This is a genomic window from Streptomyces caeni, assembly GCF_042678285.1.
Lineage (GTDB): Bacteria > Actinomycetota > Actinomycetes > Streptomycetales > Streptomycetaceae > Streptomyces > Streptomyces caeni.
In genome coordinates this window covers 108,916-123,538 of record NZ_JBHUDX010000011.1, presented here as the reverse complement: position 1 = coordinate 123,538, position 14,623 = coordinate 108,916, and the positions used below count along the sequence as shown (strand labels likewise).

The 14,623-nt window shown below is 72.1% G+C and carries 14 protein-coding genes; 8 read left to right on the top strand and 6 right to left on the bottom strand.

The annotated features are described in order from the left end of the window. Window positions 1–134 precede the first annotated feature (134 nt). Window positions 135–350: a hypothetical protein gene (locus ACFSL4_RS04770; protein WP_381078835.1), complete on the top strand. Its 216-nt coding sequence runs from the start codon at window positions 135–137 to the stop codon at window positions 348–350. Between the two features lie 141 nt (window positions 351–491). Here the strand turns inward: ACFSL4_RS04770 and ACFSL4_RS04765 are convergent, their stop codons facing one another. Next, window positions 492–677 (bottom strand): hypothetical protein, encoded by a 186-nt coding sequence (locus tag ACFSL4_RS04765; protein ID WP_381078833.1) that lies wholly within the window; start codon window positions 675–677, stop codon window positions 492–494. 517 nt (window positions 678–1,194) lie between these two features. On the opposite strand from ACFSL4_RS04765, the gene ACFSL4_RS04760 reads away from it, so the two are divergent. The 3 genes from ACFSL4_RS04760 to ACFSL4_RS04750 all read left to right on the top strand — a co-directional run bounded on the left by ACFSL4_RS04760 (window position 1,195) and on the right by ACFSL4_RS04750 (window position 5,192). After that, entirely contained in the window at window positions 1,195–2,187 is a 993-nt protein-coding gene (locus ACFSL4_RS04760; RefSeq protein ID WP_381078830.1) for a phospholipase D-like domain-containing protein, read from the top strand. Between the two features lie 348 nt (window positions 2,188–2,535). Then, window positions 2,536–4,176, top strand: coding sequence for a protein kinase domain-containing protein (locus tag ACFSL4_RS04755; RefSeq protein WP_381078828.1), 1,641 nt, complete (start codon window positions 2,536–2,538; stop codon window positions 4,174–4,176). Next, complete coding sequence (locus ACFSL4_RS04750) at window positions 4,173–5,192, top strand: hypothetical protein (RefSeq protein WP_381078826.1); 1,020 nt, start codon at window positions 4,173–4,175, stop codon at window positions 5,190–5,192. Before ACFSL4_RS04755 ends, ACFSL4_RS04750 begins: the two co-directional genes overlap by 4 nt. A 91-nt stretch (window positions 5,193–5,283) precedes the next feature. Here the strand turns inward: ACFSL4_RS04750 and ACFSL4_RS04745 are convergent, their stop codons facing one another. The 5 genes from ACFSL4_RS04745 to ACFSL4_RS04725 are packed head-to-tail and all read right to left on the bottom strand — an operon-like array spanning window position 5,284 to window position 10,235. After that, entirely contained in the window at window positions 5,284–6,561 is a 1,278-nt protein-coding gene (locus tag ACFSL4_RS04745) for an ABC transporter substrate-binding protein (protein WP_381078824.1), read from the bottom strand. 5 nt (window positions 6,562–6,566) lie between these two features. Then, window positions 6,567–7,790 (bottom strand): branched-chain amino acid ABC transporter permease, encoded by a 1,224-nt coding sequence (locus ACFSL4_RS04740; protein ID WP_381078822.1) that lies wholly within the window; start codon window positions 7,788–7,790, stop codon window positions 6,567–6,569. After that, on the bottom strand, window positions 7,787–8,668 hold the full coding sequence (locus ACFSL4_RS04735) for a branched-chain amino acid ABC transporter permease (RefSeq protein ID WP_381078913.1): 882 nt from the start codon (window positions 8,666–8,668) through the stop codon (window positions 7,787–7,789). Before ACFSL4_RS04735 ends, ACFSL4_RS04740 begins: the two co-directional genes overlap by 4 nt. Window positions 8,669–8,673: 5 nt before the next feature. Beyond that, window positions 8,674–9,480, bottom strand: coding sequence for an ABC transporter ATP-binding protein (locus tag ACFSL4_RS04730; RefSeq protein WP_381078820.1), 807 nt, complete (start codon window positions 9,478–9,480; stop codon window positions 8,674–8,676). Next, complete coding sequence (locus ACFSL4_RS04725) at window positions 9,477–10,235, bottom strand: ABC transporter ATP-binding protein (RefSeq protein ID WP_381078818.1); 759 nt, start codon at window positions 10,233–10,235, stop codon at window positions 9,477–9,479. The genes ACFSL4_RS04730 and ACFSL4_RS04725 overlap by 4 nt, the downstream gene beginning before the upstream one ends. Window positions 10,236–10,420: 185 nt before the next feature. On the opposite strand from ACFSL4_RS04725, the gene ACFSL4_RS04720 reads away from it, so the two are divergent. The 4 genes from ACFSL4_RS04720 to ACFSL4_RS04705 all read left to right on the top strand — a co-directional run bounded on the left by ACFSL4_RS04720 (window position 10,421) and on the right by ACFSL4_RS04705 (window position 14,555). Further along, window positions 10,421–11,719, top strand: a complete 1,299-nt coding sequence (locus ACFSL4_RS04720; RefSeq protein ID WP_381078816.1) for a PucR family transcriptional regulator — start codon at window positions 10,421–10,423, stop codon at window positions 11,717–11,719. After that, the gene (locus tag ACFSL4_RS04715) at window positions 11,716–12,381 is read left to right on the top strand and encodes a TetR/AcrR family transcriptional regulator (RefSeq protein WP_381078814.1); all 666 of its coding nucleotides are present in this window, start codon (window positions 11,716–11,718) and stop codon (window positions 12,379–12,381) included. The genes ACFSL4_RS04720 and ACFSL4_RS04715 overlap by 4 nt, the downstream gene beginning before the upstream one ends. 185 nt (window positions 12,382–12,566) lie before the next feature. After that, entirely contained in the window at window positions 12,567–13,292 is a 726-nt protein-coding gene (locus ACFSL4_RS04710; protein ID WP_381078812.1) for a GNAT family N-acetyltransferase, read from the top strand. 144 nt (window positions 13,293–13,436) lie between these two features. Then, window positions 13,437–14,555 (top strand): PP2C family protein-serine/threonine phosphatase, encoded by a 1,119-nt coding sequence (locus ACFSL4_RS04705; protein ID WP_381078810.1) that lies wholly within the window; start codon window positions 13,437–13,439, stop codon window positions 14,553–14,555. The last annotated feature ends 68 nt before the right edge of the window (window positions 14,556–14,623 follow it).

Sequence of the window (14,623 nt, the reverse complement as noted above, 5' to 3'; positions counted from 1 at the left end):
GCTCCAGCACCAGGACCCGCCGGCCGGACCGGGCCGGATCCCGGCGGAAGCCCCGAGCGGCGTCGGGCCGGGCCCACCACGCGACTGGCGCAGTCCGGTATGCGCTCCCACCGGCCCGGCGGGAGGCTGGCGTCATGGCCGGTGCACAGCCCATCGTGATCTACCCGCCCGCCGAGGACGGCAGCCGGCGGGTCCGTGCGGGCGTCCACTTCCTGGGACTGGCGTACGGGCCGCTGGACATCGCCGAGTTCCTGCTCCTCGCGGGCCTGGAAGACGTGGACGAGGAGTGGGTACGGCAGTCGGAGCTGATCGAGTGGCGCGGCGGCGGTCCGGACGTCTGGCGGCACTGACCAGGGCCGGCCCGACGCGGCACCGCCGAATTCGGCGCCCCGGCACCACGCTCCCGCCCCGCGGTTCCCCGCCCGCGCCCCGCTCCCGACGCCGTCGACGAGAGTGCGCGACGTCTCACAGCGGGGGGTGCGGCGGCGCGCTCAGCCGTCGGCGACCGACATCGCCATCAGCGACCAGCCGATGAACAGCGGATCCAAGATCGGGGGGCAGCCTTCCGTGAAGGAGCGTTCCCCGAAGACGACCGGCTCGTCCGGGACCCGGACGGGAGTGGCCATCGTGGCCCGGGCGATGACGCGTCCCAGGTCGCGCGCGGGTTCCGGAAGCATCCCCGCGCGGTGTAGAGGAAGATCTCGTCGTCTTCCTCCAGCGCACGGGCGGCCTTGGAGCGCCCCGCAGGGAACGCCATCCGCTGCTCGGTCGGCACCCGGCTCGGGGCGGCGCGGTCTCCGGTGATCAGCAGATGCGTGGCCGGCATCCCGATCACGATAGCCGGGGCGTGGCCGCACGGTGCACCGCCGGCCGCACGGTCCCCGGCGTGCGCGGATCACGGCTCGGGAGACGTCGTCCCGCGCGTCGCCGCCGGTGAGGCAGAACGGGTCCACCTCTGAGGTCCGGCGAGAGAGCCATCGCCACCCGGAGCGGTCGCATACGAAACCTTTGCGCTTTCACGGGGATCCCTTGCACCGCCTCCCACCTGCACGAAGCCCGCTTTGTCCGCGCGTACGGCCCGCACGTCACACCAAGTTCACCCCGCCGCCCTTCCTCGACGTTCTACGCGCGTGGTGTCATGCACGCGCCACTGCCCTCCCCTTCCGTGAGGCCCAACTCGACTAGGAGACACGCATGTTGTGGAAGGTCCTCGGCCGTGCCGGTGTCGCCCTGGCGGCCGGTGCCGCCGTAGTCGCCACCGCGATCCCCGCGAACGCCGCCGGCTACTCCGCGTTCGCCTTCTCGCAGAGCGGCAGCCAGCCCACCATCTACGACTTCATCAACTCGGCCACCACCTCCCTAGACATGACCATCTACGAGTTGGAGGACACCACCGCCGTCAACGACCTCATAGCCCTGGAGAACAAGGGCGTCACCGTGCGGGTCGTCCTGGACCGCCGGCACCGGACCGCCAACAGCTCGGCGTACAGCGCCCTGACGAGCGCGGGCGTGGGAGTGGTGTGGTCGCCGTCCACCTTCGTCTACACGCACCAGAAGACCATCACGGTGGACGGCGTCAAGTCGCTGATCATGACGGGCAACCTCACCTCCCAGTACTACACGACCAGCCGTGACTACGGCGTGTTCGACGACGACACCCGCGATGTCGCCTCGATCGAGAAGGTCTTCAACGCCGACTACACCGGCACCTCGATCACCCCGACCGACGGCGACCATCTGCTCTGGTCCCCCACCGACTCCCGCAACCGCCTGCTGACGGTGATCAACGGCGCCACGACGACGCTCGACATCGAGGAGTTGGAGCTCGGCGACAGCACGGTGGTCAACGCGATCGTGGCGCGGGCGCAGGCGGGGGTGGCCGTACGGGTGGTCCTGGAGAACCCGTCCAACTACTCCAGCCAGGTGGCCGCGATCAAGGCGGCGGGCGGCACCGTCGTCGGCTACTCCGACCCCAACGGCTTCTACATCCACGCCAAGGCGATGGTGGCCGACTACGGCCTGTCCACGCAGAAGGTGGAGGCCGGCTCCATGAACATCAGCACCAACTCGCTCGACAACAACCGCGAGCTGGGCCTCATCCTCACGGGTACCGGCGTGGCCCAGTCCGTGACCACCACCGTCGAGACCACCTTCGACGGCGACTACTCCGGCGGCGCTCCCGCATGATCCGGAGCCGGTGACAAGCGGAGCAGGCAGCCGGCACCGCTTCCCCCGCACACGTCCGGGGACAACCACGGTGCCTGTACCCGGCCGGTGTCCCTTGGGGGCACCGGCTGCCCGCTGCCGGGCGTCCGGCCTGCAGACTCTGATCGCGGACGGCGGGATCCGGGAGTCGGCCCTGGGCGACAGCCGGGCGGCGGGGCGGCGCAGGGGCCCGCTCACTGTGTGCCAGGCCACGCGTGATGCCACGGGACATGGGAACCGCAATGGCCGAAAATATGTCCCAGCGCATGAGGTGAGTTGCGTGGCGCCCTCCCGGACGGTCCGGGGATCGCCATGCCGGGGGGTAGCAGGATGAACGAGTGGTCGGTCCCGGGGTACACCGGGACACGGGAGCTGGGTTCCGGGGCGAGCGGCCACGTCGTGCTCGCCGTCCACGACGAGACCGGGGTCCCGGTCGCGGTGAAGTACCTGAGCCGGTCGCTGCTGAACCGTCCCGGGTTCGTCCGGGACTTCCGCGCCGAGGCTCGGTTGCTCGGCGGGCTGCGCAGCGAGCACGTCGCCGGGCTGTACGAGTACGTGGAGAGCCCGGACGGTGCCGCCATCGTGATGGAGCTCGTCGACGGGGTCGCCCTGCGCGAACTGCTGCGCCGCCAGGGTCCCGTCGGTCCCGAGGAGGCACTGACCCTCCTCAAGGGCTCGCTGCTCGGCCTGGCCGACGCCCATCGCCTCGGCGTGGTCCACCGCGACTACAAGCCGGCGAACGTCATCGTCTCCGTCGACGGCGTCTCCAAGCTGATCGACTTCGGGATCACGGTGAGCGACGGGACCACGGCGGGCGCGGCCGGAACGCCCGCCTACATGGCCCCCGAGCAGTGGCGTGGTGCCGCCGCGTCCCCGGCGGCCGACGTGTACGCCGCGACCGCGACGTTCTTCGAGTGCCTGACCGGACACCGGCCGTACGAGGGCGAGAACCTCGCCGAACTCGCGCTGCAGCACCTCGACGCCACGGTGCCCGTCGAAGACGTCCCCGAGCCGGTGCGTCCGCTGGTGGCACGCGGGCTGGCCAAGACGCCGGAGCAACGGCCGGAGAACGCCCGGGAGTTCGTCGTGGAGCTGGAGCGGATCGCCGGCGCCGCCTACGGCCCCGGCTGGGAAGAGCGCGGCCGCGGGCGGCTGGCCGCCCTGGTGGCGGCCCTGCTCCCGCTGCTGCTCTCCGCCCCGCCCGGCACCACCCAGGGCACCACCGACCTGGCCACCACGAACGTCGGCGGCCACGGATCCGGCTGGGCCCGCTCGCTGTTGCCGAACCGCCTGGGGCTGCTCGCCTCCGGCGCGGCCGTGGCCCTGGCCCTCGCGCTGGCCTACGGACAGGGGGAGGGGGCCGACCCGCAGCAGGCGGCGCAGGCCGTGGCCACCACCAGCGCCCAGCCGGGGGTGAGCAGCGGGCCGACGGTGCCCGCCGGCACGGCCTCACCCACGCACGGCCCCAGCGCCTCCCCCGGCTCCGCCTCGCCTTCCCCCTCCGCCTCGGACGACGCCCCCACGGTGAGCCCGTCCGCGAGCTCCGGCGTCCCCGCGACCCGGGAGCCCTCCACGCCCACGGTGACCGCCACCGCCACCACGAGTCAGACTCCGACAGCACCGGTCACGAGCGCGCCGCCCGCCGCGGCCGTGAAGGACGTCACCATCGGCAGCTTCGTGCAGACCGGGTCGGACACGGGCGCCGTCACCATCACCGTCTCCACCGACGGCCCCGGACCGGTGTCCGTCACCCTCGCCTGGTACAGCGGGAACGTCTACGGGCAGCCGGGCGACCCCGACGGCGCCGCGCAGACCTTCCTGCGCAGCGGGGCCACCCGGTACACCCTCACGGTCAACCACACCTTCCAGGGCACGGGCTGCTACTGGGGGGTGCGGGCCACCACCAGCCCGGCGTCCGCCGGCGGCGGCGCCTGGCAGCAACTCCTCACCTGGCGGTGCACCCTCCGATGAACGGCCCCAGACAGCCCCACGGCCAAGAGCCCACCCCGCGCCGAGCCGAGGACGCGGACCCCACCATCCACCTGCCTCAAGACGAAAACCCGACGGTCCGCCTGCCCCAGGACGAGGCCGCCACCGTCGAACTGTCCAAAGGCCGGGGCCCCACCGACGCCCCGGCGGCGACCGAGGAACCCACCGTCGACCTCGCCTCCGACGAAGACCCCACCGTCGACCTCGCCCCCGATGGCCACGCCCCTACCGTCGACCTCGCCCCCGGTGACCACGCCCCTACCGTCGACCTCGCCCCCGATGAGGACTCCACGGTTCGCCTGCCGGAGGAAGGCAAACCGGAGCCCGGCTCCGAGGCGAAGTCCGCGGCCGCGGCCGCAGCCGATGACGACTACCGCGCAACCCTCCTGGCCAGCCACTGGGTTCAGCGGTCGGCGCCCGAGGAGGACCTGCCCCCGACCGTTCCGGGCGGACAACCCGCCCCGCCTGCCGCGGCAACGACGGCACCCGACCGCATCGACGGGCGCGTCCTCAGGTTCGGTCCGGGTGTCACCATGGCCGACCGGGACCGTTCCGGCACCACGGTCCTCTCCCTTCCTCCGGCACCCCGGCCCCGCCCGGCCCGGTCCCCGGTGCTGCGCCGGTACACACTGCCCGCCGTCGTGCTGCTGGGGGTCCTGCTGTTCCTGGCCTGGCAGCGGTTCGGTCCCTCCGTGGCCGTCCGCGACGTGCGTGTCAGCACGGACAGCCGGGGACCCGGCTGCGACGGGACCGCCGACGTCGTCGCGCTCCTGTCCACCGACGGCCGCCCCGGGACGGTCACATACCGCTGGGAGCGCAGCGACGGCACCACCTCCGGTTCGCTGACCGAGAAGCTTCCCCGCGGCCGGTCCACGGCGCGACTGCACCTGCTGTGGACCTTCCACGGCGAGGGCCGGTACCAGGCGCGGGCGACGCTGCGGATCCTCTCCCCCGGCCCGCGCACTGCCACGACTTCGTTCACCTACCGGTGCCCCTGACCACCGGAAGCGACACCGCCGAGATACTGAGTGGTCGGTATGTGAAGGGTGCCCGAGGGCGATGGAATACGCCCCCGGGCGCCCCGGCGGCTCACTTGCCGAGCGGACCGAACTCCTTGCGGGTGTCGACCGGCTGGCCGAAGAGCTGCCACCGCTCGCCCTCGAAGCGCATGAGCTGCATCGTCTCGATCGGGAAGGCGTCGTCGGATCCCGTGGACAGGGTGACCCCGGGCAGCAGCATGTCCACCTTGACGTCCTTCAGGTTGCGCACCGCGTCACGCAGCCCTTCCCTGGTGGGGCACTTCATCGCGTCCATGGCCTTGTGCAGGCTCGAAGCCGCGGCCCAGCCGTAGGCGTTGAACTGGTTGGCAGGGTCAGCGTCCGGCGCGTACTTGTGCATCGCCTCCTGGTACGCCTTCATCTCCGGGTCGTTCGCCCAGCGGGGGTCGGCGGGGTCCTTGAAGTACGTGGCCGAGACCACGCCCTGGACGTTCTTGAAGCCGACCGGCTTGAGCACGGTGGCGGACGCGGACACGTTGTTCACGATGTGCAGCGGGTTCCACTTGGTGTTCCTGGCGTCGGCGGCCAGAGCCTGGCTGCCGAACTTGGGCGTGGTCACGTTCAGCAGCACATCCGCCTTGGAGCGGGCGAGGTTCGCCATCTGCGCGGAGACGGACGGGTCGGTGACCTCGTAGCTCTCCTCGGCGACCACCTTGACCCCGCTGCCGGCGACGGCCTTCTTGAACCCGCCGAGCAGATCCTTGCCGAAGTCGTCGTTCTGGTAGAGGACCGCGACCTTCGCGTTCGGCTTCTCGCTCTTGAGGAACTTGGCGTACACGCGTGCCTCGGCGACGTAGTTGGGCTGCCAGCCGATGGTCCAGGGGTGCTGGGTGTCCGTGCCCCAGACGGAGGCGCCGGTGGCCACGAACGGCTGCGGCACCTTCTGCTTGTTGAGGTAGTCCCACACGGCCGCGGTGGACGGGGTGCCCAGGGTCTGGAAGACGGCGAAGACCTTCTCCTTCTCGACCAGCCGGCGTGCCTCCTCCACCGCCTTGGGCGGCTGGTAGCCGTCGTCACGCACGACGAACTCCACCTTGCGGCCGCCGATGCCGCCGTGGTCGTTGACGTACTTGAAGTAGACGGCGACGCCGTTGCTGATCGCGCCGTACGCGGAGGCCGGGCCCGACAGGGGGTAGATCCCGCCCAGTTTGACGGTCTTGTCGGTGATGCCGGTGGTCTGCTGGCCCTTGCACGCGCCGTCGGCGGCGGTGCCCTGGTCGTCCTGTCCCCGCTGGGTGCCGCAGGCGGTCGCGGTGAGCAGTGCGGCGGTCGCGGCTGCGGCCGCCCGCAGAGCGGTCGTCTTGTGCATGTGACTCATTCCTTTTCCGTGCGGGGCGGTACGCCCACGGGTTCGGCGTCGACGGGTTCGGCGTCAACGGGTTCCGCGTCAACGGGTGCGGGATCCATGAGGGTCGGGGGCGCGGATGCTTCGGACTCCGTCTCCGGTCCGGGCTCCGGCTCGCGTTCGGGTTCCGGTTCCGGCCCAGGCCCGGACTCGGACTCGGGCCCGGATACGGTCCGGGAATCCGCCCCCGGCGTCCGGTCGGGTGCGGCGGCACGGGCGCGGTGGTGGGCGACGGCGTTCCGGACCCGGCTCACCAGGCCGGCGAGTCCCGTCGGCGCCACGAACATCACCGCGATGATCAGCAGGCCGAACACCACACCGGGCGCCGCCTCGCTCAGATCCTGGGAGACGCTCGGGACGTACATCACGAACGCCGCGCCCAGCAGCGGCCCGTACAGCGAGGCGAGCCCTCCGACCACCAGGCCGGCCAGCAGCGTGATGGAGAGGACGAAGCTGAACGAGTCCGGGGACACAAAGCCGATCACCCAGGTGTACATGCATCCGGCGACACCCGCGAACATCGCGCTCCAGGCGAAGGCGAGGGTCTTGTGCAGCGACAGCCGCACGCCCATGACCTCCGCGGCGCTCTCGTTGTCCCGTACCGCGAGCAGCGCACGGCCGACCCGGGACCGCAGCAGGTTGCGGGCGAGCAGCAGCGCCACCGCCGTGACGGCGAGGACGACGAGGTACATCCACTGGTCCTCGGCGAGCCCGCTCCAGGCGGGCGGCTCCAGCTTGTCCACGGTCAGGCCCATGGCACCGCCCGTCACCGGTTCCAGCCGCTTGAGCAGTGGCGGCAGGAACACCGCGAAGGAGAGGGTGACCAGCGCCAGGTACAGCCCGCGCAGCCGCAGTGCCGGCACCCCGAAGCCGAGTCCCAGCAGGAAGCACGCGGCGGCCGCGACCGGCAGCGTGGCCAGGTGGCCCACGTCGAACCGGTCGAGCATGACCGCGGCCGTGTAGGCCCCGGCAGCGAAGAACGCGCCGTGGCCGAGCGAGATCTGTCCGCCGAACCCGACCAGCAGGTTCAGTCCGGCCAGCGCGACGGCGTACAGCAGGACCATGGTCAGCTGGAAGACCTGGAAGGGAGCGAAGTAGAACGGCGCGGCCAGGGCGGCCGCTGCCGCGAGCAGCGCGGTGAGCGCGACCCGCGCCTGCCGGGCGCGGCCGGGGACCATCGTCATCGTGCTCATGCCCGCTCCACCGCCGCCCGTCCGAACAGGCCCTGGGGCCGTACCAGCAGCACCCCGAGGATGATCACCAGAGGTACTCCGACTTTCAGATCGGCGCCGACGACGTCCACGTACGCCCCGGCCAGCGTCTCGGCGACGCCGACGAACAGGCCGCCCACGACCGCGCCGACGGGGCTGTCGAAACCGCCGAGGGTCGCGGCGGCGAACGCGTAGATGAGCACCCCGCCCATCATGTTGGGCTCCAGGAACAGCACCGGAGCGACGAGCACGCCCGACACCGCCCCGACCGTCGCGGCCAGTCCCCAGCCGAGCATCAGCACGCGGTTCACGCGGATGCCCGACAGCCGGGCGGACGCCGGGTTGCAGGCGACCGCCCGCATCACCAGGCCGGCCGAGGTGTGCTGGAAGAGCACGTAGAGCAGACCCATCACGACGGCGACCACGCCGATGATCCCGAGGGTGGACCAGTCCAGACGCACTCCCGCCAGGTCGACCCCGCCGTCGGGGAACGGCTGCGGGAAGTCCTTGACCGTGAAGGACCAGATCAGACCGGCCATCGCGTTGACGAAGATGAACAGGCCCACCGTGACGATGACGACCGTCAGCTCCGGCGCGCCCCGCACCGGGCGGATGATGACCCGCTCCACGAGCATGCCGCCGGCGAAGGACACCGCGAGGGTGACCGGCAGCGCCAGCCAGAACGGCATCCCGGACGCCACCAACTGCCAGGCCACGTAGGTGGAGAGCATGGCCAGCTCGCCCTGCGCGAAGTTGACGATCCCGGTGAACCGGTGGATCAGCACCAGGGCCAGCGCCAGGCTGGCGTACACCGCGCCGGAGCCGAGTCCTTCCACCACTTGCTGCATCAGCTCGGTCATGGCGCTCACCCGCCCTTCCCGGAGCGGACGGAGACACCGAGGTACACCTCGGCGACCTGCCCGTCCTCACGGATCCGCTCGGCCGGCCCGGAAAGCACCAGGCGGCCGGCCTCCAGGACGTGGGCCCGGTGCGCGATCTCCAGCGCGAGCTGGGCGTTCTGCTCGACGACGACCACGGTGGTGCGTTCCTCCTCGTTCACGGCACGGACGATCTCAAACAGCTCACGCGTGACCAGCGGGGCGAGCCCCAGGGACGGCTCGTCCAGAAGCAGGAGCGAGGGCCGCAGCATCAGGGCCCTGCCGATGGCGAGCATCTGCTGCTCGCCGCCGCTGAGGCTTCCGGCGGCCTGCCGGGAGCGCTGGCGCAGCTTGGGGAAGTAGCCGTAGATCCGGTCAAGGTCGGCCGCGACGGCCGCGCGTTCGGCCCGGCCCCGCCGCCCGAGGCCGGTACGCAGGTGCGCGCCGATGCGCAGGTTCTCCTCTACGGTCAGGTCGTTGAAGGTGCCCCGGCCCTCGGGCACGTGGGCGACGCCGAGCCGCGCCGCCTGCTCGGGAGAGCGGCCAAGCAGTTCGGTGCCGTTCAAGGTGACCGAGCCACGGCCGCGGATCATGCCGCACAGTGCCCGCAGGGTCGTCGTCTTGCCCGCGCCGTTGGGCCCCAGCACCGCGCACACCTCGCCGCGGCCGACGGAGAAGTCGAGGCCCTGCAGCACACGGGCCTGGCCGTATCCGGCGTGCAGGTCCGACACCTTCAGGAAGTCGGGCGTGGCGGGTGTCCCGGCCCCGGTGCGGCCGGTGGTGGGCTCGCTCACGCCGCCACCCCCAGGTACGCCTCGATGACGGCCGGGTCGCGCTGGATCTGCTCCGGGGGGCCTTCTGCGATCTTGCGTCCGAAGTCGAGGCACACCACCTTGTCGCACAGGCCCATCACGAACCCCATGTGGTGCTCCACCACCACGAGTGTGAGGTCGAGGTCCCGGCGCACCGCCCGCACCAGGTCGGCGAACTGGTCGACCTCGCCGTGACTGAGGCCGTTGACGGGTTCGTCGAGCAGCAGCAGCCGGGGCCCGACCGCGAGGGCGCGGGCCAGTTCCACACGCTTGAGGGTGCCGAACGGCAGCCCGGTGGCGGGATGGTCGGCGACGTCGGCCAGGTCGAGCCGTTGCAGCAACTCGTCCGCCCGGTGGCGGAGCCGGGCGTCCTCGCGCCGGACGCCCGGCAGCCGCAGCGCCGCGGCGAGGTGTCCGGTGCGGCCCTGGCTGTGGGCGCCGACCATGACGTTCTCCCGGACCGTGAGCCGTGGAAACAGCCCCAGGTTCTGGAAGGTGCGGGCGATGCCGCGTCCGGCCACGGCGTGCGGCGCCAGCGCGAGCAGATCCTCGCCGGCGAACCGCACCGTGCCGGCATCGGGAGTGCACCGCCGGGTGAGGCAGTTGAACAAGGTGGTCTTACCGGCTCCGTTCGGTCCGATGAGCCCTACGGCGGTGCCCGGTTCGACGGTGAACCCCACACCGTCGAGTGCCGTGATCCCGCCGAAGCGCACGGTGATACCGTCGACCGTGAGCATGAATGACGCCCCTTCCGATGTGCTGGGGTGGGCGAGCGTCACAGTAGGTGGGGGCCTTCTGGCGGCACATTGGGTGCGGGCACCCAATTTCGCGCCCGATGACTTGTGCGCCGCGCACAGGTCGCCGCGCATCTCCCCCACCGGGCCTGTTGACGGGACACGAGGGAATGGCGACGATCGGCGCCATGCCTCGCGGTCTCGCCTTGGGCGCCCCCGGCCTGTCCGAACCGCTGCTCAGGGAGCGGCGGCGGATCCTGGGTGCTGTCCAGGAGCGGATCGAGGAGGTGGCGGAGACCGCGGTCGCGGCGATGCGTGCCGAGATCCCGTCGTACGCGCTCGGCGACGAGCGGTTCTTCGACGATGTACGGGACCAGGTGCTCACGCACTACCGCATCAAGGTGGCGGCGCTCGCCGGTGACGGGGAGATCGCCGCGGAGGACCTGGGCTTCAGCCGCGCGGCCGCCATGCGCAGGGCACGCGCGGGATTCGCGCTGGAGGACTGGATCAGCGCCTTCCGGGTCGGACGGCAGGTCTTCTGGAACGCGGTGCTGGAGACCGTGGGCACCTCGGAGCTGGCGCAGCAGGCTGCACTGTCCTTGGTCACACCGATGATGCGGTACGTGGACTACGCCAGCACGCATGCCGCGCAGGCGTATGTGGAGTACCAGCAGCACATCGTGGCGGACGCGGACCGGGAGCGCCGGGACCTCCTGGACCAGCTCCTGGCGGGCGTGGCACCGACGCGCGGTCCGCTGCTGACGGCGGCGCAGGCGTACGGCATCGGGCCGAACTCGCCGATGATGGTGGTCGTGGCGGCGGTCTGCCTCGGGGACACCCGCGGTGGGGACATCGCCTCGGCCGAGACCGGTTACGCCACCGGCGCGGCGCTCACCGTCGCCGGCGTGTGGGCCAGCAGAACCCTGGTCGTCGTCCGTCAGGGCGAGGTGATCGCCGTGCCCGTGGTACGCACCGGAATGGACGAAGAGGACATCTGCACCCACTTCGCGGCGATGCAGCGGCGGCTGGGCCGTGAAGGGACCACGCTGTCCATGGGGATCAGCACGGTCGCCCGGGGCGCGTCCGAACTGCCGCGCGCCTACCGGGAGGCGCGGGCCGCCCTCGACCTGGTGCCGAGCGGGGGCGGGGTGGCGGCGCTGCCGCGGCTGTCCCCGTTCGACTATCTGGCGCTGCGCGCCGACGACCTCGCCCGCCGGCTGGTCGATCCCCGTGTGCGCGCACTGCTGGAGGAGGACCGCAGACGCGGTGACACTCTGGCGGCCACCGTACGGGCGTTCGCGGAGGCCGACCTCAACCTGCGGCTGGCCGCCGATCGCCTGCGGGTGCACCACAACACGGCGCACTACCGGTTGCGCCGCATCGAAGAGCGCACCGGACGCAACCCGCGCCGGATCGCCGATCTCCTGGAACTGCTGGTCGCCCTCGCCATCCGCGACGGGGCCGGGGAAGGTGAGGACCGCCCGTGAGCGGCACCGTGGAGTCCGCCGGAACGGAGGCCGCATGCCGCCGGCCCGACCGGCAGGGCGGCACCGCCCCGCCGGAGGCACCCACCGGGCAGCTCCGCCCGGCCCGGGGCGCACTGCTCGACGCGGCGCTGCGGGTGTTCACCGAGCGCGGCTACACCGATGCCGGGCTCGCCGAGATCGCGGCCCGCTCAGGTATCCGCGTGGGCAGTCTCTTCCAGCACTACGGCGGCAAGCGGGGGCTGTACCTCGCGCTCTGGGAGGAGTTCCGGGAGGAGCAGGAGCGCCGGACCGCGGCGGCGCTGGCGTCGCTGCGAGGCCGCGGGGTGGAGGACCCCGTGGCCGTCTTCCTGGCGGGGGCCAGAGCGTATCTGGAGGGGGTCTGGGACAACCGGCCGCTCGTCAGGCTCCTCGACCAGGACGACGGCCCGGCAGGCTTCGACGCGCTGCGCCGCCAGTGGGACCGCGCCTGGGTGCGGCGCAACGCCCGGCTGCTGAAGGTGGACGAGCGGCAGCGCACGGGCCGGGTCCGGGTGATCGTGCTGACCACGGTCATCGGTGGGGCGGCCCGTGAGCTGGGCGACTGCGCGGACGGGACGGAGGCCCGGGAGATCGTGGACGAGGTGTGCGGCATCCTCGGCCATCTGACGGCGCGTCCCGGCTGACCCCACGACCCGGCCCACCCCACGACCCGGCCAGCCCACGACCCGGCTGCCCCATGGCCCGGCCGACCGGTCGGCGGATTGAGACAACGTCACGCGGGCTGCGTATCGCTTCACGACGGACCACCGCACGACGGAACCCAGTCCGCCGCGGGCATGCAGGGGCCATGGGACGAAGAGGACTGCCGATGGGATTCCACGACGCCGGACCCCAGCGGGCCCTCGCTCAGGGGTGTGACCCCGCGCATGACATCCGGGACTCCTTCCAGGCGGTTCTGAACGCTCTGGAATCGGCACGCGCCGACCTCCAGGCGATGGACGGGCTCCAGGACGCCGGGAGCCCGGCACCGGGGCCCGAAGGGATGGTTCCGGCCGCTCCGCGGGGCGCTCCACCGCCCGTCGCGGACCCGCCGCGGACCGGTGGCGCGGCCCGGGCGCTGCTGGATGCCGTGGTCGAACCGCTGTGGTCACGGGGCGGGCGACAGGGGCCGGGCGGGCGGCCGGAGCCGTTCGCCCCACCGCGGCCGTTCGCCCCACCACAGCCGTTCGCCCCGCCGGAGCCGTTCGTACCACCGCAGCCGTTCACGCCGCCGCATGCGTTCACGCCACCGGAGCCGTCGGCGCCACCGCATCCGTTCGCGCCGCCCCTGGCAGCAGGGCCGGCCACGGCGGAATCGAAGCCGCTTCTGCTCACCCACGCCTTCGAGGACTTGGGCAGGGGCCGCGTGCAGCTGAAGGCCGATCACCGCAACCAGTGCTCACAGGCGGCCGTCGCCGGCCTCGGCGCGCACCGCGAGGGCGTGCCGCGCCGCCACCGCCGGCGCCCCGACGGAACCCGGCGGGACACCGTGCACTTCTTGCTCCTCGCCCACGAATGGCCTGTGGCGAAGGAGCACCTGGCCGCCCGGCCGTGAGGCCCCGGCCCCACGGACCGAGGTGAGGGGCCGGCGTTCACCCCTTCGGATGCGCGTCGGACCGGGGACGGAGGAGCCCCCGGCCCGACCCGGCGCCGCTCCACCTCGGCAGGATGTCCACTCAGTCCCGATAAAGTGCATTTTGTGATCAAGTCGGGAAGGCTCCGCCGCCGTCACCCTCCGAACGGCAGCCGTCGGGAGACCGCGCTGCTGTCGCCGGTGATCGTCACCGTACTCGTCGCCGTTCTGGCGTTCTTCACTCCGAGGGAGATCGCCATCAGCCGCCTGCTGCCCGCGGCGCCCGCCCTCGCCGCCGCGATGTGGCCCGTGCTCCCGACGATCCTGCTGGGCACGTTCTGCCTCCTGGTCATGATCGGACTCAGTTTCGTCTACACCGACCTGGGGACGCCGTACACCGCCGCTTCGATCATCGCGGTCACCCTGGCGGCCGCGTACACCAGCCATCTCCGGCTCCAGAGGGAGGAGACACTCTTCCAGGTCCGGCTGGTCGCCGACGCGGCCCAGAAGGTGCTGCTGCGGCCCCTGCCACGCCGCATCCAGGACATCGAGATCGAGTCGCTGTACCTGGCGGCCCAGGAGCAGGCCCGGATCGGAGGCGACTTCTACGAGGTGGCCGACACCCCGTACGGGGTCCGGCTGCTCATCGGCGACGTGCGCGGCAAGGGGCTGTCCGCGGTCGGAGCGGCGTCGGCGCTGATCAACAGCTTCAGGGAGAACGCGTACGACCAGCCCGATCTGAGGAGCGTCATCCGTCACCTCGAGACCAGCATCGTCCGCCACAGCGCCGCTTTCCCCACGCAGAACCTGTCGGAACACTTCGCCACCGCTCTCATCGCCGAGATCCCGTTCGGCGGCGGACGCATCAGAATCCTGAACTGCGGGCACCCTCCACCGCTGCTCGTGCGCCGCGGGCAGGTCCGCATCCTGGAGCCCATCCGCCCGTCGCCGCCCCTGAACCTCGCGGCACTCCTCGGAGACCACTACTTCATCGACACCGTCGCCTTCGCCCCGGGCGACCACATGCTGCTCTACACCGACGGCGTGACGGAGACCCGGGACCGCGCCGGCGCGTTCTTCCCGTTGCCGGAGTGGATGCGGCAGCAGAGCCCGGCGCCGCCCGGCGAACTGCTGGACCGGCTGCACCGGGACCTGCTCCAATACAGCGGCGGACGGCTCGAGGACGACATCGCGGCTCTTGCCCTGCGGTGCCTGCATCCCCGCAGTCCCGGGCATCGCGCGTAGGTCCCGGCCCCGGGGCGCGGCGCGGTCGGCCGCGGACCGCGCCACGGCCCGGGGCCGGGCCTTTCCAT